The 14,533-nt window shown below is 51.2% G+C and carries 13 protein-coding genes and 1 tRNA gene; all 14 read left to right on the top strand.

Features of this window, described 5'->3' with window-relative positions; all coding sequences use genetic code 11:
- The 14 genes from cobI (at position 1) to HMPREF1250_RS02110 (ending at position 14,399) form a co-directional block, all read left to right on the top strand.
- A complete protein-coding gene (cobI, locus tag HMPREF1250_RS02175; RefSeq protein ID WP_023053088.1) occupies positions 1-714 on the top strand; it encodes a precorrin-2 C(20)-methyltransferase in 714 nt (237 codons plus the stop codon).
- On the top strand, positions 711-1,472 hold the full coding sequence (cobM, locus tag HMPREF1250_RS02170) for a precorrin-4 C(11)-methyltransferase (protein WP_023053006.1): 762 nt from the start codon (positions 711-713) through the stop codon (positions 1,470-1,472). Before cobI ends, cobM begins: the two co-directional genes overlap by 4 nt.
- Positions 1,469-2,518 carry a cobalt-precorrin 5A hydrolase gene (locus HMPREF1250_RS02165; RefSeq protein ID WP_023053073.1) on the top strand — a complete coding sequence of 350 codons (1,050 nt, stop codon included), beginning with the start codon at positions 1,469-1,471 and terminating at the stop codon, positions 2,516-2,518. Before cobM ends, HMPREF1250_RS02165 begins: the two co-directional genes overlap by 4 nt.
- Before the next feature lie 12 nt (positions 2,519-2,530).
- Entirely contained in the window at positions 2,531-3,262 is a 732-nt protein-coding gene (gene cobJ / locus HMPREF1250_RS02160; protein ID WP_023053053.1) for a precorrin-3B C(17)-methyltransferase, read from the top strand.
- Positions 3,259-4,014, top strand: coding sequence for a precorrin-6A reductase (cobK, locus tag HMPREF1250_RS11305; protein WP_023052944.1), 756 nt, complete (start codon positions 3,259-3,261; stop codon positions 4,012-4,014). The genes cobJ and cobK overlap by 4 nt, the downstream gene beginning before the upstream one ends.
- Before the next feature lie 15 nt (positions 4,015-4,029).
- Positions 4,030-5,244, top strand: a complete 1,215-nt coding sequence (locus tag HMPREF1250_RS11300; protein ID WP_023053018.1) for a bifunctional cobalt-precorrin-7 (C(5))-methyltransferase/cobalt-precorrin-6B (C(15))-methyltransferase — start codon at positions 4,030-4,032, stop codon at positions 5,242-5,244.
- Positions 5,241-6,635, top strand: a complete 1,395-nt coding sequence (locus tag HMPREF1250_RS02145) for a cobyrinate a,c-diamide synthase (protein WP_023053102.1) — start codon at positions 5,241-5,243, stop codon at positions 6,633-6,635. Before HMPREF1250_RS11300 ends, HMPREF1250_RS02145 begins: the two co-directional genes overlap by 4 nt.
- Positions 6,626-7,264 carry a precorrin-8X methylmutase gene (locus HMPREF1250_RS02140; protein ID WP_023053022.1) on the top strand — a complete coding sequence of 213 codons (639 nt, stop codon included), beginning with the start codon at positions 6,626-6,628 and terminating at the stop codon, positions 7,262-7,264. Before HMPREF1250_RS02145 ends, HMPREF1250_RS02140 begins: the two co-directional genes overlap by 10 nt.
- Positions 7,261-8,262 (top strand): nucleoid-associated protein, encoded by a 1,002-nt coding sequence (locus HMPREF1250_RS02135; RefSeq protein ID WP_023053084.1) that lies wholly within the window; start codon positions 7,261-7,263, stop codon positions 8,260-8,262. The genes HMPREF1250_RS02140 and HMPREF1250_RS02135 overlap by 4 nt, the downstream gene beginning before the upstream one ends.
- Before the next feature lie 273 nt (positions 8,263-8,535).
- Positions 8,536-9,339, top strand: coding sequence for a glycosyltransferase family 2 protein (locus tag HMPREF1250_RS02130; protein WP_023053011.1), 804 nt, complete (start codon positions 8,536-8,538; stop codon positions 9,337-9,339).
- An 83-nt stretch (positions 9,340-9,422) separates the two neighbouring features.
- Complete coding sequence (locus HMPREF1250_RS02125) at positions 9,423-10,553, top strand: glycosyltransferase (protein WP_023053098.1); 1,131 nt, start codon at positions 9,423-9,425, stop codon at positions 10,551-10,553.
- 198 nt (positions 10,554-10,751) lie between these two features.
- Positions 10,752-11,753, top strand: coding sequence for a glycosyltransferase family 2 protein (locus tag HMPREF1250_RS10850; RefSeq protein WP_023053052.1), 1,002 nt, complete (start codon positions 10,752-10,754; stop codon positions 11,751-11,753).
- Between the two features lie 92 nt (positions 11,754-11,845).
- Positions 11,846-11,934: transfer RNA gene (locus HMPREF1250_RS02115), tRNA-Ser, on the top strand.
- A 431-nt stretch (positions 11,935-12,365) separates the two neighbouring features.
- On the top strand, positions 12,366-14,399 hold the full coding sequence (locus tag HMPREF1250_RS02110; RefSeq protein WP_023053047.1) for an LTA synthase family protein: 2,034 nt from the start codon (positions 12,366-12,368) through the stop codon (positions 14,397-14,399).
- Positions 14,400-14,533 lie beyond the last annotated feature (134 nt).

Genomic DNA, 14,533 nt, shown 5'->3' with positions numbered 1-14,533 from the left:
ATGAAGGGAAAGCTTTTTTGCATCGGCGTCGGCCCGGGAGATCCGGAGCTTTTGACGTTGAAAGCGGTGAAATACAGTAAACGTTGTCCTGTCTGGGCCGTGCCGCAGGGAAATACGGAAAAGCTGACGGCAAAAAGTATTCTGTTGGACGCGCTGCAAGGTATAGACGGGGTGGAACCGGAGAAGAAGGAAATTATTACGCTGCATTTTCCCATGACTCGTGACCGGGCCGTTCTGGCCGCGGCGCACCGGAAAGGAGCGGCGGCGATCGCGGTTCATCTTGAGGCCGGGCGAGATGTGGCCCTTTTCACCTTGGGTTGCCCGACCGTATACGCGTCCAGTATTTACGTTCACCGCCGTCTGCGCGACGACGGCTACGAAACGGAGATTGTTCCCGGCGTTCCCAGTTTTTGTGCTGCCGCTGCGGCGTTGCAGCAGCCCCTTTGTGAAAAAGAAGAACCTCTCGTGATCTTTCCCGGCGGTCGGGCCGACAGGCAGGCATTGTTGCAGATGCCGGGAAATACGGTGATTATGAAGCCGGCAGGGCAGTTGGCGGCGATCAAAGCGGAACTGACAGCCGCCGGCAAGTTGGCAGGCGCGTCCATGGTCGAACGTTGCGGCTTGCCGGGTGAACGGCGTTATCCGTCTTTGGCCGACGCCGAAGAAAATACCTATTTTTCCGTTATTCTGGTGCATGAGGAGGGAAGAGGATGATTCATTTTGTCGGCGCAGGGCCGGGAGCCGTCGATCTGATCACGGTTCGCGGCAAAATGCTCCTGGAAACGGCGGATCAGATCATTTACGCCGGATCGCTGGTCAATGCGGAACTTCTGCAATATGCAAAAAAGAGATGCCGTATCCTGAACAGCGCTTCCATGACTTTGGAAACGGTTACGGCGGCAATGGCCGAAGGGGAAGAAATGGGCTGGCATACGGTCCGCTTACATACGGGAGACCCGTCCCTTTACGGCGCTATTCGCGAACAAATGGATATTCTTGAAGAAAAAGGCATTACTTACGATATCGTTCCCGGCGTCAGTTCTTTTGCTGCGGCTGCCGCGGCGGCACGTGCGGAATATACACTGCCGGGGGTCAGTCAGTCGGTCATCATTACGCGCATGGAAGGGCGGACGCCGGTGCCGGATAAACAGAAGATCGCCGATTACGCCGCTCATCAGGCGACGATGGTCATTTTTCTCAGCAGTTCTCTGTTGGCGGCGCTGACGGCAGAACTGCTGCGCGGCGGCTATGACGCGGAAACGCCGGCAATGATCGTCTACAAGGCTTCGTGGCCGGATGAGAAAGTGCTTCCCTGCACCGTCGCTTCTTTGGCGGAAACGGCGGCGGCGAACGGGATCTGCAAGACGGCGCTGATCTTGGTCGGCCCTTTTTTGCAGGCGGCCTATGAGCGGAGCCGGCTTTACGATCCGACGTTCTCACACGGTTGCCGCATGGCTGTGGCGAAGCCATGAAGGCCGTCGTATTTTCCTTTACCGCCGCCGGCGCCGAACTGAGCCTGCATGTACGTGAATGCTTGCGGAAAAACGGCTTTGCCGTGCAGGTGATGACAGTGGAACGATATGCGGCTGCAGCAAACGGCCTTTTGTCGTTGCGGCCGAATTTGCAGGCTGCAACGGCGACGGCATTTCGTGACGCCCGGGCGCTGGTCTTTATCGGCGCCGTTGGCATCGCCGTACGCGCCGTCGCGCCGTATGTTGCCGATAAACGCCGCGATCCCGCCGTCATCGGTGTCGATGAAAAAGGGCGATTCGTCGTTCCCCTGCTTTCGGGCCACATTGGCGGCGCCAATCGATTGGCGCGGCAGCTTGCCGATTTTTTGGGCGGTACGGCGGTGATTACGACGGCAACGGATGTCAACCGGCTCTTTGCTGTGGATGAATGGGCTGCGCAGCGGGGATTGCAGCTTTTTTCCCTGACGGCGGCAAAACGGTTTGCGGCGGCTTTGTTGGCGGCGCGGCCTGTCGGTTTTTACAGCGATTTTCCCGTTGCCGGTCCATTGCCGGCCGGTGTGAAGTTTGCCGATTCAGGAGCGGTGGGAATGGCGGTTACCTTGAAGAAGTCATGTTATCCTTTTGCCGATACCGTCGTCTTGCGGCCTCGTATCGTTCATCTCGGCATCGGCTGCCGCAGAGGAATTTCTGCCGCGCAGATCCGGCGGCTCGTGCGGCGCGAGCTGCGCCGTTTGGATCTGTCGTCGACGGTCATTGCCGGTATTGCGACACTTGATATCAAGCAGGATGAGGACGGTCTCCTGGCCTTTGCTGCCGAAGCCGGGCTGGCGCTGCGCTTTTATACAGCGGCATCGCTGCGAGCCGTTGACGGCAGTATTTCGCCTTCGTCCTTCGTGGCGCAGACCGTCGGTGTTGACAACGTCTGCGAGCGGGCGGCGTTGCGCAGCAGCGGCGGTACGTTGTTGCTGCCTAAGACTGCCGGCGACGGGGTGACGATGGCGCTGGCAGTGGAAGACTTTGTCGTTTCATTTCCGGAAGATGCGTAAGAAAGGAATGTTATGAAAAACAGAATGTATGTTGTCGGTATCGGTCCCGGGACGAAAGAGGATATGACTTTACGCGCAACTCGTGCGTTGGCTGACAGTGACGTTATTGTCGGCTATACGACGTATATCGATCTGATTCGCGGCGATTACGGCGATAAGGAATATATCGCCACGCCGATGACGAGTGAAGTGCAGCGGTGCCGACTGGCTGTTGAGGCGGCCGCGTCCGGTAAGAAGGTTGCCCTGATTTCCAGCGGTGATGCCGGCGTTTACGGTATGGCGGGCATCTTGCATGAGGTGGCTGCATCCTATGACGACCTCGAGATTGCCGTCATTCCCGGCGTTACGGCGGCATGCTCAGGGGCGGCTTTGTTGGGAGCGCCGCTGATCCATGATTTTTGCCTCATTTCACTGAGTGACTTGCTGACGCCGTGGGGACAGATCGCCAAACGGCTGGAAGCGGCGGCGCAGGCCGATTTCGTCATTACCCTTTATAATCCGGGCAGTAAAAAAAGAAAAGATTACCTTGCCAGGGCCTGTGCGATTATCGGAAAGTACCGCAGCGGCGAAACCCCGGCGGGGATTGTCCGCAATATCGGCAGAGAAGGAGAGACGGCTCTGTTAAGTACGTTACAAGCCTTGGCCGGAGCAGATGTCGACATGTTTACGACCGTGTTTATCGGCAATAGCCGGACGCAGGTGATTAACGGGCGGATGGTGACGCCGCGGGGGTATCGGTTATGAATCCGACGATCTGGCTTCTGGCCGGAACGACGGAAGGCCGGCAGCTTGCCGAATGGCTTGCCGGTAAAGCGGCGACCGTTTATGTTTCGGCTGCGACGGCTTACGGCGCGTCCCTGCTGCCGCAGGCGGACAACATCAATATACAGGGCGGACGTTTAGATTATGAGGCGATGGCGGCTTTTGCGGAGCAAGTTCATCCCGATATGATCATTGATGCGACGCATCCGTATGCCCTGGTCGTAACGGAAAATATACGCAAGCTCTGTGCGGCGAAACATATTGTCCGTTACCGCATCGTGCGGCCTGCGGAAGAGGAAGACGCCGCTGTCGTCGTGTCGTCCGCCGCTGCCGCCGTACAATGGCTGCTGCAGCGGGAAGGCAACGTTTTTCTGACGACAGGCAGCAAGGATCTGGCGGCGTTTACGCTGTTGCCGCAGTATGCCGAACGCGTTACTGTCCGTATCCTGCCGGTTCAGGATTCGTTGCGGAAGGCTTTGGATCTCGGGTATCATCCTTCCCGCATTATCGCCATGCAGGGACCGTTTTCGGAAGACTTGAACAGGGCCATGTTCCTGCAGTGCGGGGCGACATTCGTCGTCACCAAAGATTCGGGGCGAATCGGCGGTTATGAAGAGAAGGCGGTGGCGGCGGAAAAGGCAGGAGCCAGGCTGCTGGTCATTGGCCGGCAGGAAGAGACAGGTCAACGTACGGAGGACATGATCGCCGTTCTTACCGCGTATTTGCAAAGATAAGAGAGGAGAATCGTTATGCTTCCCATTCATGTGATCGCCATGGGGCCCGGCAACAGAGAGTTGCTGACGGCGGCGGCGGCGCGGGCGTTGTCAACTTGCACGGTAGTGGCAGGCGATCGGCGTCTGCTCGAAGCCGTACCGGATTCCGTGCGTCGGGAGCCGTTGACCAGGCCGTCGGCGCTGCGTGCGTTGGCGGCATCGCTGGATCACGAACACGATGTGTTGGGCATTGTCGTTTCCGGTGATGTCGGCTTCTACAGCCTGGCCAAAGCAATTCGCGATTTTCCGGATTGCACCGTTCAGCGTCATTGCGGTATCAGCAGTCTCGTCTATTTTGCCGCTCAATTAGGCATGTCCTGGGAAGATGTTTATGTCGTCAGCCGTCATGGCCGCAAGCAGGCGCTGGCTCCTGCCGTATTGCAGCATGGCAAGGTTTTTTGCCTTACCGGCGACATTGATCGGGCCGAGGTGCTGTGCCGCGAACTCTGTGCTGCCGGTTTGGGCGGGCTGCAGGTTTACGTCGGGGAATACTTGTCGTACGACAGGGAACGGATCCGCGCCGGTACGGCGTCGGAATTGGCGGCTCTGCACTTTGACAGCTTGGCGGTTATGATGATTCTCAACGAAGCGTCGGCAGTTATCGGTAAAGGCGTGCATGGCTTGGATGACCGTCTTTTTTTGCGCGGCGACGTGCCGATGACAAAACAGGAAGTGCGTTCCGTCGCCATTTCCAAGTTGGCTCCCCGTGTCGGCGATACGATTTATGATGTCGGCGCCGGTACCGGTTCCTGTTCCGTCGAATTGGCGTTGCAGGCGCCGTTAGGAAAGGTGTACGCTTTGGAGGTCAAGGCGGCGGCGCTGCAGTTGCTTGAAGCCAATAAGGCGCGTTTCGGCGTGGAAAATATGCATATCGTCAGCGGTGAGGCTTCGGAACATATCGCTGCGCTGCCGCCTTGCGACTGCGCCTTTATTGGCGGTACAAAGGGGCGGTTGGCGGCCATATTGGACCGTATTTACGAAAAAAATGAGCGTTGCCGCGTCGTCATAACGGCGGTCACATTGGAAACGGTAAGCGAAGCAATCGCCTATTATAAGGATAAAGACGGCTATCGTTTCGATATCGTCAACCTCTTTGTTGCCGCAGGCAGACAGGCTGTCGCGTATACGATGATGATCGGACAAAATCCGGTTTACGTTATGCGCGCCGTCAAGCAAGGCGGCGAATCATGAGCACTGTAGCTGTGCCGCGGCTTTTGCTGGCAGCGCCGCAGAGCGGCAGCGGCAAGACAACAGTTGTTTGTGCCCTGCTTCGTGCTTTGGTCGGGCGCGGCAAACGGGTCGTAGCGTTCAAGAGCGGCCCGGACTACATTGATCCCGCTTTTCACCGCCGTATTACCGGTACGGCTTCGCGGAACCTGGATCTTTTTCTCTTGGGGCGGCATGAAGCCGGGGCCGTTGCTGTACGCCGCATCTTGGCGGAGCATGGCGCTGGCGCCGACATGGCGGTTATCGAAGGGGCAATGGGCTATTACGACGGTATCGGCCTGACGGCGGAGGCGTCGGCCTATGACTTGGCTCGCGTTACGGAGACGCCGGTCATTCTCGTTGTGGACGGTAAAGGATCGGCATTATCGCTTGCCGCATCGTTGAAGGGCTTGGCGTCGTTTCGCCATGACAGTCATGTCGCCGGCTTTATCGTCAATCATGTCAAGCCGTCGGTATACGCGTACTATCGGGAACGTTGGGAGCAGGAGAGCGGTCTTTGCAGTTGCGGCTATCTGCCGCCTTTGCCGGAATGCCGTCTCGAGAACCGTCATTTAGGATTAGTAGGCGCCGCCGAAGTTGCGACTATAGACGAGATTGTCGCCAGACTGGGCCGAGTTGCCGGTGAGACGTTAGACCTGGAGCGCCTGTGCCGTTTGGCGGAACAGGCGCCGGCTGTTGCCGTTGAGCCCCTTACCCTTTCGCCCGTCGGTTCGGTTCGCGTAGCCGTAGCGAGGGATGAAGCCTTCTGCTTTTATTATGACGACGTCTTCGATTTGCTGCGCCGTTTGGGAGCGGAACTCGTCTTTTTCAGCCCCCTTCACGATGCGGCGTTGCCGGACTGCGAGGCCCTGTATCTGGGCGGCGGCTATCCGGAACTGCATGCTTCGGCGCTGAGCGGCAATGCGTCTATGCGTCGTTCCATCAGGGACGCCTTGGGCAAAGGGCTGCCGTGTTTTGCCGAATGCGGCGGCTATATGTATCTCCAACAGGGATTCGGAGAAGGGACGGCCTTCACTCCCTGGGTTAGCGCTATCCCGACGGAATGTACGCTGACAGACAAGCTGCGCCATTTCGGCTATATCGAATTGACGGCGCAGGAAGATACGCTTCTTTGCCGAAAAGGAGAAACGATTACAGCTCACGAATTTCACTATTCTGCAAGCGACAGTGACGGCACTGCTTTTACGGCGGTGAAAGCCTCCGGCAAAGGGAGTTGGCCCGCCTATTACAGCTGCGGCAATCTTCTGGCCGGGTATCCCCATCTGCATCTGTACAGCCGGCCGCAGTGGGCGGCGCGGTTTTTGCGGAAAGCCTTAGCGTGGAAAAAAGAAAGGATAGGAATGTCATGGAAATAGAACATGTGTTGCCTCAGGACATAGAACGGCGCAGCATGGAGATCATCGATGAAGAACTGGGCGAAATTACGATTGCGCCGGAAAAGCTGGCTGTCGTCAAGCGCGTCATTCATACGAGTGCCGATTTTGAATACGCCAGAACGCTCCGTTTCAGCGGCGGCGCCGTAGCAAGCGGCTTGGCGGCACTACAGCAGGGATGCACCATCGTGACCGATACGAACATGGCCTGTACCGGCATCAACCAGGGCGCGTTGCATACGCTGGGGTGTCGCAAGGTCTGCTTTATGGCTGACGTCGACGTTGCCGCCGCCGCTAAAGCGGCCGGTACGACGCGGGCAGCGGCGGCGATGCGAAAAGCGGCGGCGTTGGCAGGCCCGTTGATCGTTGCCGTCGGCAACGCGCCGACAGCGCTTTTCAGTCTGGCCGAGCTCATCGACAGCGGCGCCGTCGCACCGGCCTTGGTGATCGCCGTGCCTGTCGGGTTCGTCAACGTCGTGCAGGCCAAGGAACGGATCATGGCTTGCAGCGTGCCGTATATTACCGCAGTAGGCCGTAAAGGCGGCAGCAATATTGCCGCCGCAATTTGCAACGCCTTGCTTTACACGCTGACCGGAGGTCGCCGGCCATGATGATACAACAAGCCGTCTTGCATGTGCTCGATTTCCATACGAATGCCTGTATCCTTTCACAAAAGCCGCTCGATTTCACGAATGAGACCGTTTATGAGTATGTCGATAAACAGGTGAGTCGCGTTCTCCACGATCCGTCCCGGCAAACGGGCGTGTTTTATGCGACAAGTCATTATCAGGAACTGTTGCAGCGTTATTTGGCGGGCACTGCCGATTTTGCCGAAGTCGCTTCGGAGACGGCGAAAAAACTGTACGATATCCTGTCTCTATGGGATGAACCGATATCGTTGGATCTGCTTTTCGTCGCCTTTCGGGATGATCATGAAGAAAACCGGATCGGCATCTTTCTGCTGGAAAACAAAACGGCCTATACCCATCAGATTCTCGACGACGAAGGCAGCGTTTACAGCAAACTGATCAAGCATTACGCCATCTTGCCGAATACGACGCAGAAAGTCGACGCCTATGCGATTGTCGGACTGCATGACCTGTCCGTAACCTTTGTTGACAAAAAGCGCCGCGTCAACGGTGAAGAACTGCTGATTTTGCCGGAGCGGCTGCTTCAATGCACAGCCGTCATTTCCGGCAAAGAGGCTGTGCAGAAAGCCAATAAGATAGCTCTTGCCGTTGCCGATGAATTCGGCGCCGACCCGATTAGGGTATTATCCAAGGCCAAGCAATACGTTGCCGCCAATGCCGAATTGCCTGATGAATTTTCGCCGAGAGAAATGGGAACGTGTGTCTTTGCCGACAGTCCGCCTTTGCAGGAAGCTTTTTCGGAACAGGCGGCAGCGGCCGGCCTGCCTGAAACGGTTGCAGTGGAAGAAGAATACGCCCGCAAAACCGGTACGATGCACAAGATCAAAACCGATACGGGTATTGAAATCACCTTTCCGTCAGCATATATTGAAAATACGGAATTTATTCAATTTATCACGAACTCTGACGGCACCCTGTCGATTGAGTTGAAGAAAATCGCCAAAATCATGAATAAATAATACGAAGCAGCCTTGCAGGAAAGGCTGCTTTTGCATATACTGATTGGCGGAAGTCTGCAGTAGGCCTGAAAAGATAAGATATCGTTTCAAGCTTTATCAGCGTTTTAAATAAGTGTGTATCTGGCGCTATTGAGCCTATTGAAGCGGTTCTTTATGGTAAGACGGTGGGGCCGCCAATTGTTAAAACAGCGTCTTGAGGCATCTGCAGGCGCATAGTTTGTTGTGTCTTCCTATGATATAATAGATCAATAAGTATACTACATGGAGGACAGCGTGAGTACATTATCCGTTTTAATTTTGACCAAAAATGAAGAAGAAAATATGACGGCTGTCATTGGTAGTGCGCGACAGTGTACGAGTGATATTATCGTAGTCGATGCAGGCAGTACGGATGGCACGGTTGCTATGTCTAAAGCCTGCGGCGCCCGTGTCATCTATCATGAGTGGGAAAATGATTTTGCCAAACAACGAAATATTGCAAGAGACAGTTCAACTGCAGATTGGATCTTATATTTGGATGCAGATGAACGAATAGATGTGAAGCTTGCTGAAGAAATACGGCAGGTAGTAGAGGTAGATGATCAGAGCAAACAATATGGCATGAAACGTAAGTCTGTGGCTTTCGGCAAAAAGTTTACTTACGGAGTGTTGTATCCGGATACGGTCATGCGGTTGTTCCCGCGGCAATCTGTTGTATGGGTCAATAAAGTGCATGAGCGGCCGGACTGTGTTTTGACGGCAAAAATCTTATCCGGATACATGGAACACCATACGTACAAAAATTGGCAACAGTGGGAGAAAAAACTTTGTCTTTATACGACGGCTTGGGCTGAAAATGCCTTTGAAAATGGTAAAACGATCAGTAAGGGCGGAATATTGGGGCATGCTTTGGGCGGTTTTTTCAAAATGTTTATGTTAAGGCGAGGATTTCTGGACGGTTGGATGGGAACGTATATGTGTTTTAACCATTTCTTTTACGAACTGTTAAAATATTTAAAATTATACGAATTGAACCATGAAAAGGAAAATAGAGGCATTATCGACAAAACTGAAAACAGCGATCAGGGCGATGCATAATGTCAATGACAGTAGCTGGTTAAGCAGTAATGTTGTACTATCGTGTTGGAATTTATACCATATTCGGAACTGGGAGTAAAAATATGCGTGTAGCTATTTTGGAAACGGTTAAAACTAATGGAGGATTTGAGCAGGAATTTGACCGCTTAATTATTGATGAGCTTCAATGTCAAGGACACGAACCTCTCCTGCTGTTACCGGAAAACAGCAGTTTATCTGTAGATTTCGATGTGTCCATAGAATACTTGCAAGGCGGCAGTATCATATCGTATGAAGGGGCGGGAAAATTTAAAAAAAGATGGCTTTCTTTACAACGGGAAGCTCGTCGTATCCGTTGGTTTAATTCTGCATATGAAAGAGCGGCCCGCAGAGAGTTTGACGCTATTATATTGACGACGGCGACGTATCGATATTTACGGTCACTTCATAAGAGTAAGTTGAAAGAGAGTCCCATACCGGTTATTTTTATTTTTTTGGGCGTCAATCCGCAAGAAAAACCGAAATTTTTAGTACAAGCCGAACGGTGTAAGGACTATAAAAATATTCGTTTAAAGGTAACTTCATTAAGAAACGATTTTTTGCAGGACAATGTTTCTAATGTGGAGGTTATTCAACCGCCCGTTCTTCGCCCTGCAGGAGTGTCCGCAGCTTCTCATTTAACCTATCGGGAACCGATTCGTATCGGTTTTTTTGGACATTACCGGCAAGGTGAAAAAAATATTGACAAGATTATTCAGGCATTTGTTCAGGCCGAATTGGACGGGATGGCGCATCTTGTCGTTCAACTTGCACCTACGGAGAGTGCAGATATTGCTTCTGCCTCAGCCATTATGAAGAAATATGATAACGAGGCCAATGTGTCATTTATCAAAGGCAAGTTATATGGAAAAGGGTGGTATGACGCGTTGTCAGCGGTTGATGTTCTCTTTTTGCCGTATCAAGATAAGCGATACGTATACAATTGGAGTGCCGTTTATTTTAATGCAATGGCGTTGTGTAAGCCTGTTTTGACGACTGCCGTGTTAAATCCCGAAGTATTGGCCCGCTATAAAATAGGCGAAGCAGTTCAATTGGATGATTTGCGGGTATTATCTGAACAAATACATGAATTTATTTATACATATCGAGAAAAACTGCCAATTTATGAAGCCAATCTGTTTAACGTCAATCAGGAATTTAGCGCAGCTAATTTTTTAAAGGCCCTTTTAAAGTAGCACGGATAGACAGCAACGCCGGGTTTTATCCATAAGAACATACGTGGCCGTGCGTAATTTAAATGCGGAAGAGAGGGGGCGTCTGTTATTTGTGATTTTATTAAGTGTTTTATCGGTATAATAAACGAATTAAGGCAGTGTAAGCTAAAAATGAAATTATTGTCAGTTGTTATGTGGTTATAAGGTGGTACATAGAAAATGGCAGCACAGAATGACGGATCATTTTTGGTCTCGGTTATTGTTCCTGTGTATAACGTGGAACCGTACATAAAAAAATGTATTGAAAGCATTCGGAATCAAACTTATGATAATTTGGAAATTATCCTGATTGATGACGGATCTACCGATAACAGCGGTAAAATATGCGATATGTATCAGATGGATACTCGTATTAAAGTTATTCATCAAAAGAATCAGGGTGTCAGTCGAGCAAGGAATACCGGCCTTGATCAAATGAGCGGAGATTATGTTTTATTCGTGGACAGCGATGATTATATCCATAAGGACTTAGTGTTCCATTGTATCGAAGCGGTGAAAAAATATAATGCAGATATCGTTACTTTTAACTCATTTACGATTAAAAATGGGAAAGAAACGATGCAGTCATTACAGAAACATTTGCTTCAAAACAGGGACACGTATTATCAGGCGATCCTTGAAGACAGCATTCCTTGTTATGTTTGGAATAAATTTTATAAAAGTGAATTGTGGCAGGATACACGCATGGCAGGCAATACTGATTTTGAAGATTTACTTGTCATGCCGTTCGTTATCAAGAAGGTCAAGAGCTTTTATTTGTTAGATGAAGCGTTATATTACTATAATGGCGATAATAATGGGTCCATCACACATAACATTAGTCCTAAGTCGAAATACGGATTGTTTAAATCTTTTGAGACCAGGATTCCTTTGTCCATAGAAAACGGCATGAAAGAATATAGCATTTATTGCAGATATCGGGCTATTCGAAGCGCTGTCGGCGGTATTGGACTGAATTTTGCCAATCCTTTATTAACTATGGATCAGCGGCAGGATATGTTGAATTACTTAGCTGCTGAAGAAAAAAAGGCTGACAGACCGAGAGTGGGATTAAAATATGAACTCTTATTTTATGGGGCCTTACACGCGCCGTGGATTTCCAGATTTTATGGTAAGTCCATGTATGGTATACAACGCTTGAAAAAGTTGTTTTCATCTTAATGGCAGAAAAGGGAAAGACGATTAGCCTTTCACAATAGGTTTTCATATTGACTGTTTTGCCGAAACATGATACTCTATATTAGTCTTTAGATGGAGCGGTATCGAAGTGGTCATAACGGGGCTGACTCGAAATCAGTTAGGCCGAAAGGTCTCGTGGGTTCGAATCCCACCCGCTCCGCCATGCAACTAATCGCACAGAAGAGCTTTATCGGCTTTTCTGTGCGACCTTTTTATTTGTGAAATACTGTTGCAATGGTTTTTCATCTTCGCCCGGTGCGGTTGCCGCCACTTGCCGGGTGTAGGAATAAAGCGTTCCAAGATAATGCTTTTGCAGCCTGATCTCAATACTTTCGTAATCGCATTGGCGTAAGCACTCACTGATGTGGGTGTTTTTTCGCATTTGAGGAGCGTTTGCCGTCGCTGTTCCGTTTTCTTTATCGGTTTTTTATAATGTAAAAAATAATTATGCAGAAATGCGGCTCATGGCCTGGTTGTCGGGTTGGGGTGTAAAGTTTTTTTCCGTACCGTGCAAAGGCGTTGTGATTACCCGTATCGGCGATTATACTAATACAAGAAGCGTGTATTTTCGGTGCAGGGAAAAGGGGTGTATCCGTGTTTGAGCAATTGGTGTTGTCGGTGCAGCAGGATATCAAGTTGTTTATCTTCTTTCCGATCTTATGTGCCATTTTCCGGTATTTGTTTATCAAAATATATAGCCCGTATAAGGTGCTCAATGGAAAAGGGACGATAGTCCGGCGTTGTTTTCGGTATGGGTTCTGGTGGGGCATGACGTACAATGCATATGCTTTTTTGATTCCCTTTTTGTGTATAACGGTGCCGTCACTTTTTTTCCCGCAAGTGGGGAGAGCTGGCGACAGCTTGCGTCTGAGTATGGGATGCATTTATGCAGTTGTCTTGTATATCGCGTTTGTCGGCAAACTCATTTTTTATCGTCATTTCCATGATATTTATAATCATAACCTGCCCTTGGTCAGACATGCGGAAAAGCATAATTTGTTGGATATCTTTTTTCACCAGGACCATGGCGCGTTTCTCTTGTTCAGTCTGATTCCGTACAGTGTTGCCGCCGCTTACGGCATTCATTCTTTTCTGCTCCTGCCGAGTTTTTCGTATGCGTCATTTTCGTCTTTACCGGTTGCGTATCTGTTCAATACGGGCATACTCGGCGCTCTTGTCCTAGGGTTCTTCTTCTTCAAATGGGGCGGCACCTTGAATCCGCGGAAAAAGAAAACGTGGGCGACGATGCCGGGGATTGTAAAAAAGGAACTCTTTTTTGCCAACGCCGCGGCCGATGATCTGCTTATTTTGGAACGCGTGTTTGCCCGCTCGGCAGAGGGGCGCAGGAACGAATCGGATGCGGAAGCGTTGGCGGTTATCCGGACGGTGGCGGTAAGCGAGCCGGCTGAAACGGATAAAAACCCGTTGTATTCTTTCAAGCGCGTGTCGAAGGGGGCGCGTATAAAAAAACCGTCGCATATTTTTTTGTTTGTCGGCGAGAGCTATTTGCAGCAGCTGTTTGATCCCGCATATGATTGTCTGCATGTCGTCAGCGGCGGCAAACGGTTTCGGGAAGATGAAGATACCTTATCGTTTGCCAACGCCTTATCGGCAGGGGTGGTGTCTCGTCCGTCTATCGTCAGTCTGATGTCCGGCATTTTCGACATGGGTTTGGAGCTGAACGAGCTGAAAAGTTTCTGGAACGGTACGGTTCCGACGTCCTTGCCGCTGCAGTTGAAGAAGCTGGGATATCGGACAGCCTATTGGTACGGCGGCAGTCTGAAATCCGGTAATTTTGATCGCTTTGCGCCGGCTTGCGGCTTCGATCGGGCATTGACGGCCGTTGAGTTCTGTGCGCCCGATGCGCCGCGGACCTGGGTAGGTGTTTATGATAATGTTTTCCTTAAAAGAACAGCCGAGCTTATTGAGGGCAGTTCCTTCTCCGCTCCTGAATTCCATTTCATCTACACAACGTCGTATCATGCGCCCTTTAAGATTGATGTAAAACGGTACGGCTATCAGCTGGATGAAGTCATGCCGGAGGCGCCGCAGGATGTCAAGCGTGATTCAGATATACAGCGAAATATGAGCGCTCTCTGGTTTGCGGACCATGCAATCGGCAAATTCATTGAACGGATGCGCCGTCTCTTTCCGGACAGTTTGTTTATTCTGACCGGCGATCACGCCATTAATTTGGATATGTTCAGTAAAACGTCCCTCATTAATCGGGCTGTCAGCTTCCGGGAGCAGCATTGTCCCGTATTGATGATCAATCACTGCGAACTGACGAAGGATATGTTTGCCGGCAATACGATTGCCAGTCATATGAATATTATGCCGACGATTATGGAATTGATTGCACCCAAGGGATTTGCCTATTATTCGCTGTTGCCGGCGCTGACGGAGAAGATAGATCATATCGTTTCGCCGTATCATTGGCTGCGCAGGGATGCGATCGGATCCTATGACCATGATTTTTACCAGCCGCTGGGGAAAGAACATTGCGAAGGGGAATTGCTGCAAGGTGACATTCCGTACAAGGAAGAACAGTTGGCCTTCAAAAGCCTTACCCGCTATATGGTACGCCATCCCGAACTGCTGCGGCCTGTTCAGGATTTGTTGCAGTAGCTATTGGGGAGAAGGAGCGGCTCTTCCGGAAAAGGGCTTGGCATAAATTGACTTTTCGCCCGTTCTTTGCTATGATAAACGCAATATCGGCGATGCAGGAAAGGGAGTAGGCGCAAGAGCAGCGAGATAAGGAC

Origin of the sequence: Megasphaera vaginalis (ex Srinivasan et al. 2021), assembly GCF_000478965.1 — a bacterium.
GTDB classification, from domain to species: Bacteria; Bacillota; Negativicutes; order Veillonellales; family Megasphaeraceae; genus Megasphaera; species Megasphaera vaginalis.
The sequence above is the reverse complement of the archived record's forward strand: the minus strand, read 5'-3'. Positions and strand labels throughout refer to the sequence as shown.

Coding starts and splice junctions, on each gene's coding strand:
- cobI (WP_023053088.1), top strand. CDS start 1: ATGAAGGGAAAGCTTTTTTGCATCGGCGTCGGCCCGGGAGATCCGGAG.
- cobM (WP_023053006.1), top strand. CDS start 711: ATGATTCATTTTGTCGGCGCAGGGCCGGGAGCCGTCGATCTGATCACG.
- HMPREF1250_RS02165 (WP_023053073.1), top strand. CDS start 1,469: ATGAAGGCCGTCGTATTTTCCTTTACCGCCGCCGGCGCCGAACTGAGC.
- cobJ (WP_023053053.1), top strand. CDS start 2,531: ATGAAAAACAGAATGTATGTTGTCGGTATCGGTCCCGGGACGAAAGAG.
- cobK (WP_023052944.1), top strand. CDS start 3,259: ATGAATCCGACGATCTGGCTTCTGGCCGGAACGACGGAAGGCCGGCAG.
- HMPREF1250_RS11300 (WP_023053018.1), top strand. CDS start 4,030: ATGCTTCCCATTCATGTGATCGCCATGGGGCCCGGCAACAGAGAGTTG.
- HMPREF1250_RS02145 (WP_023053102.1), top strand. CDS start 5,241: ATGAGCACTGTAGCTGTGCCGCGGCTTTTGCTGGCAGCGCCGCAGAGC.
- HMPREF1250_RS02140 (WP_023053022.1), top strand. CDS start 6,626: ATGGAAATAGAACATGTGTTGCCTCAGGACATAGAACGGCGCAGCATG.
- HMPREF1250_RS02135 (WP_023053084.1), top strand. CDS start 7,261: ATGATGATACAACAAGCCGTCTTGCATGTGCTCGATTTCCATACGAAT.
- HMPREF1250_RS02125 (WP_023053098.1), top strand. CDS start 9,423: ATGCGTGTAGCTATTTTGGAAACGGTTAAAACTAATGGAGGATTTGAG.
- HMPREF1250_RS10850 (WP_023053052.1), top strand. CDS start 10,752: ATGGCAGCACAGAATGACGGATCATTTTTGGTCTCGGTTATTGTTCCT.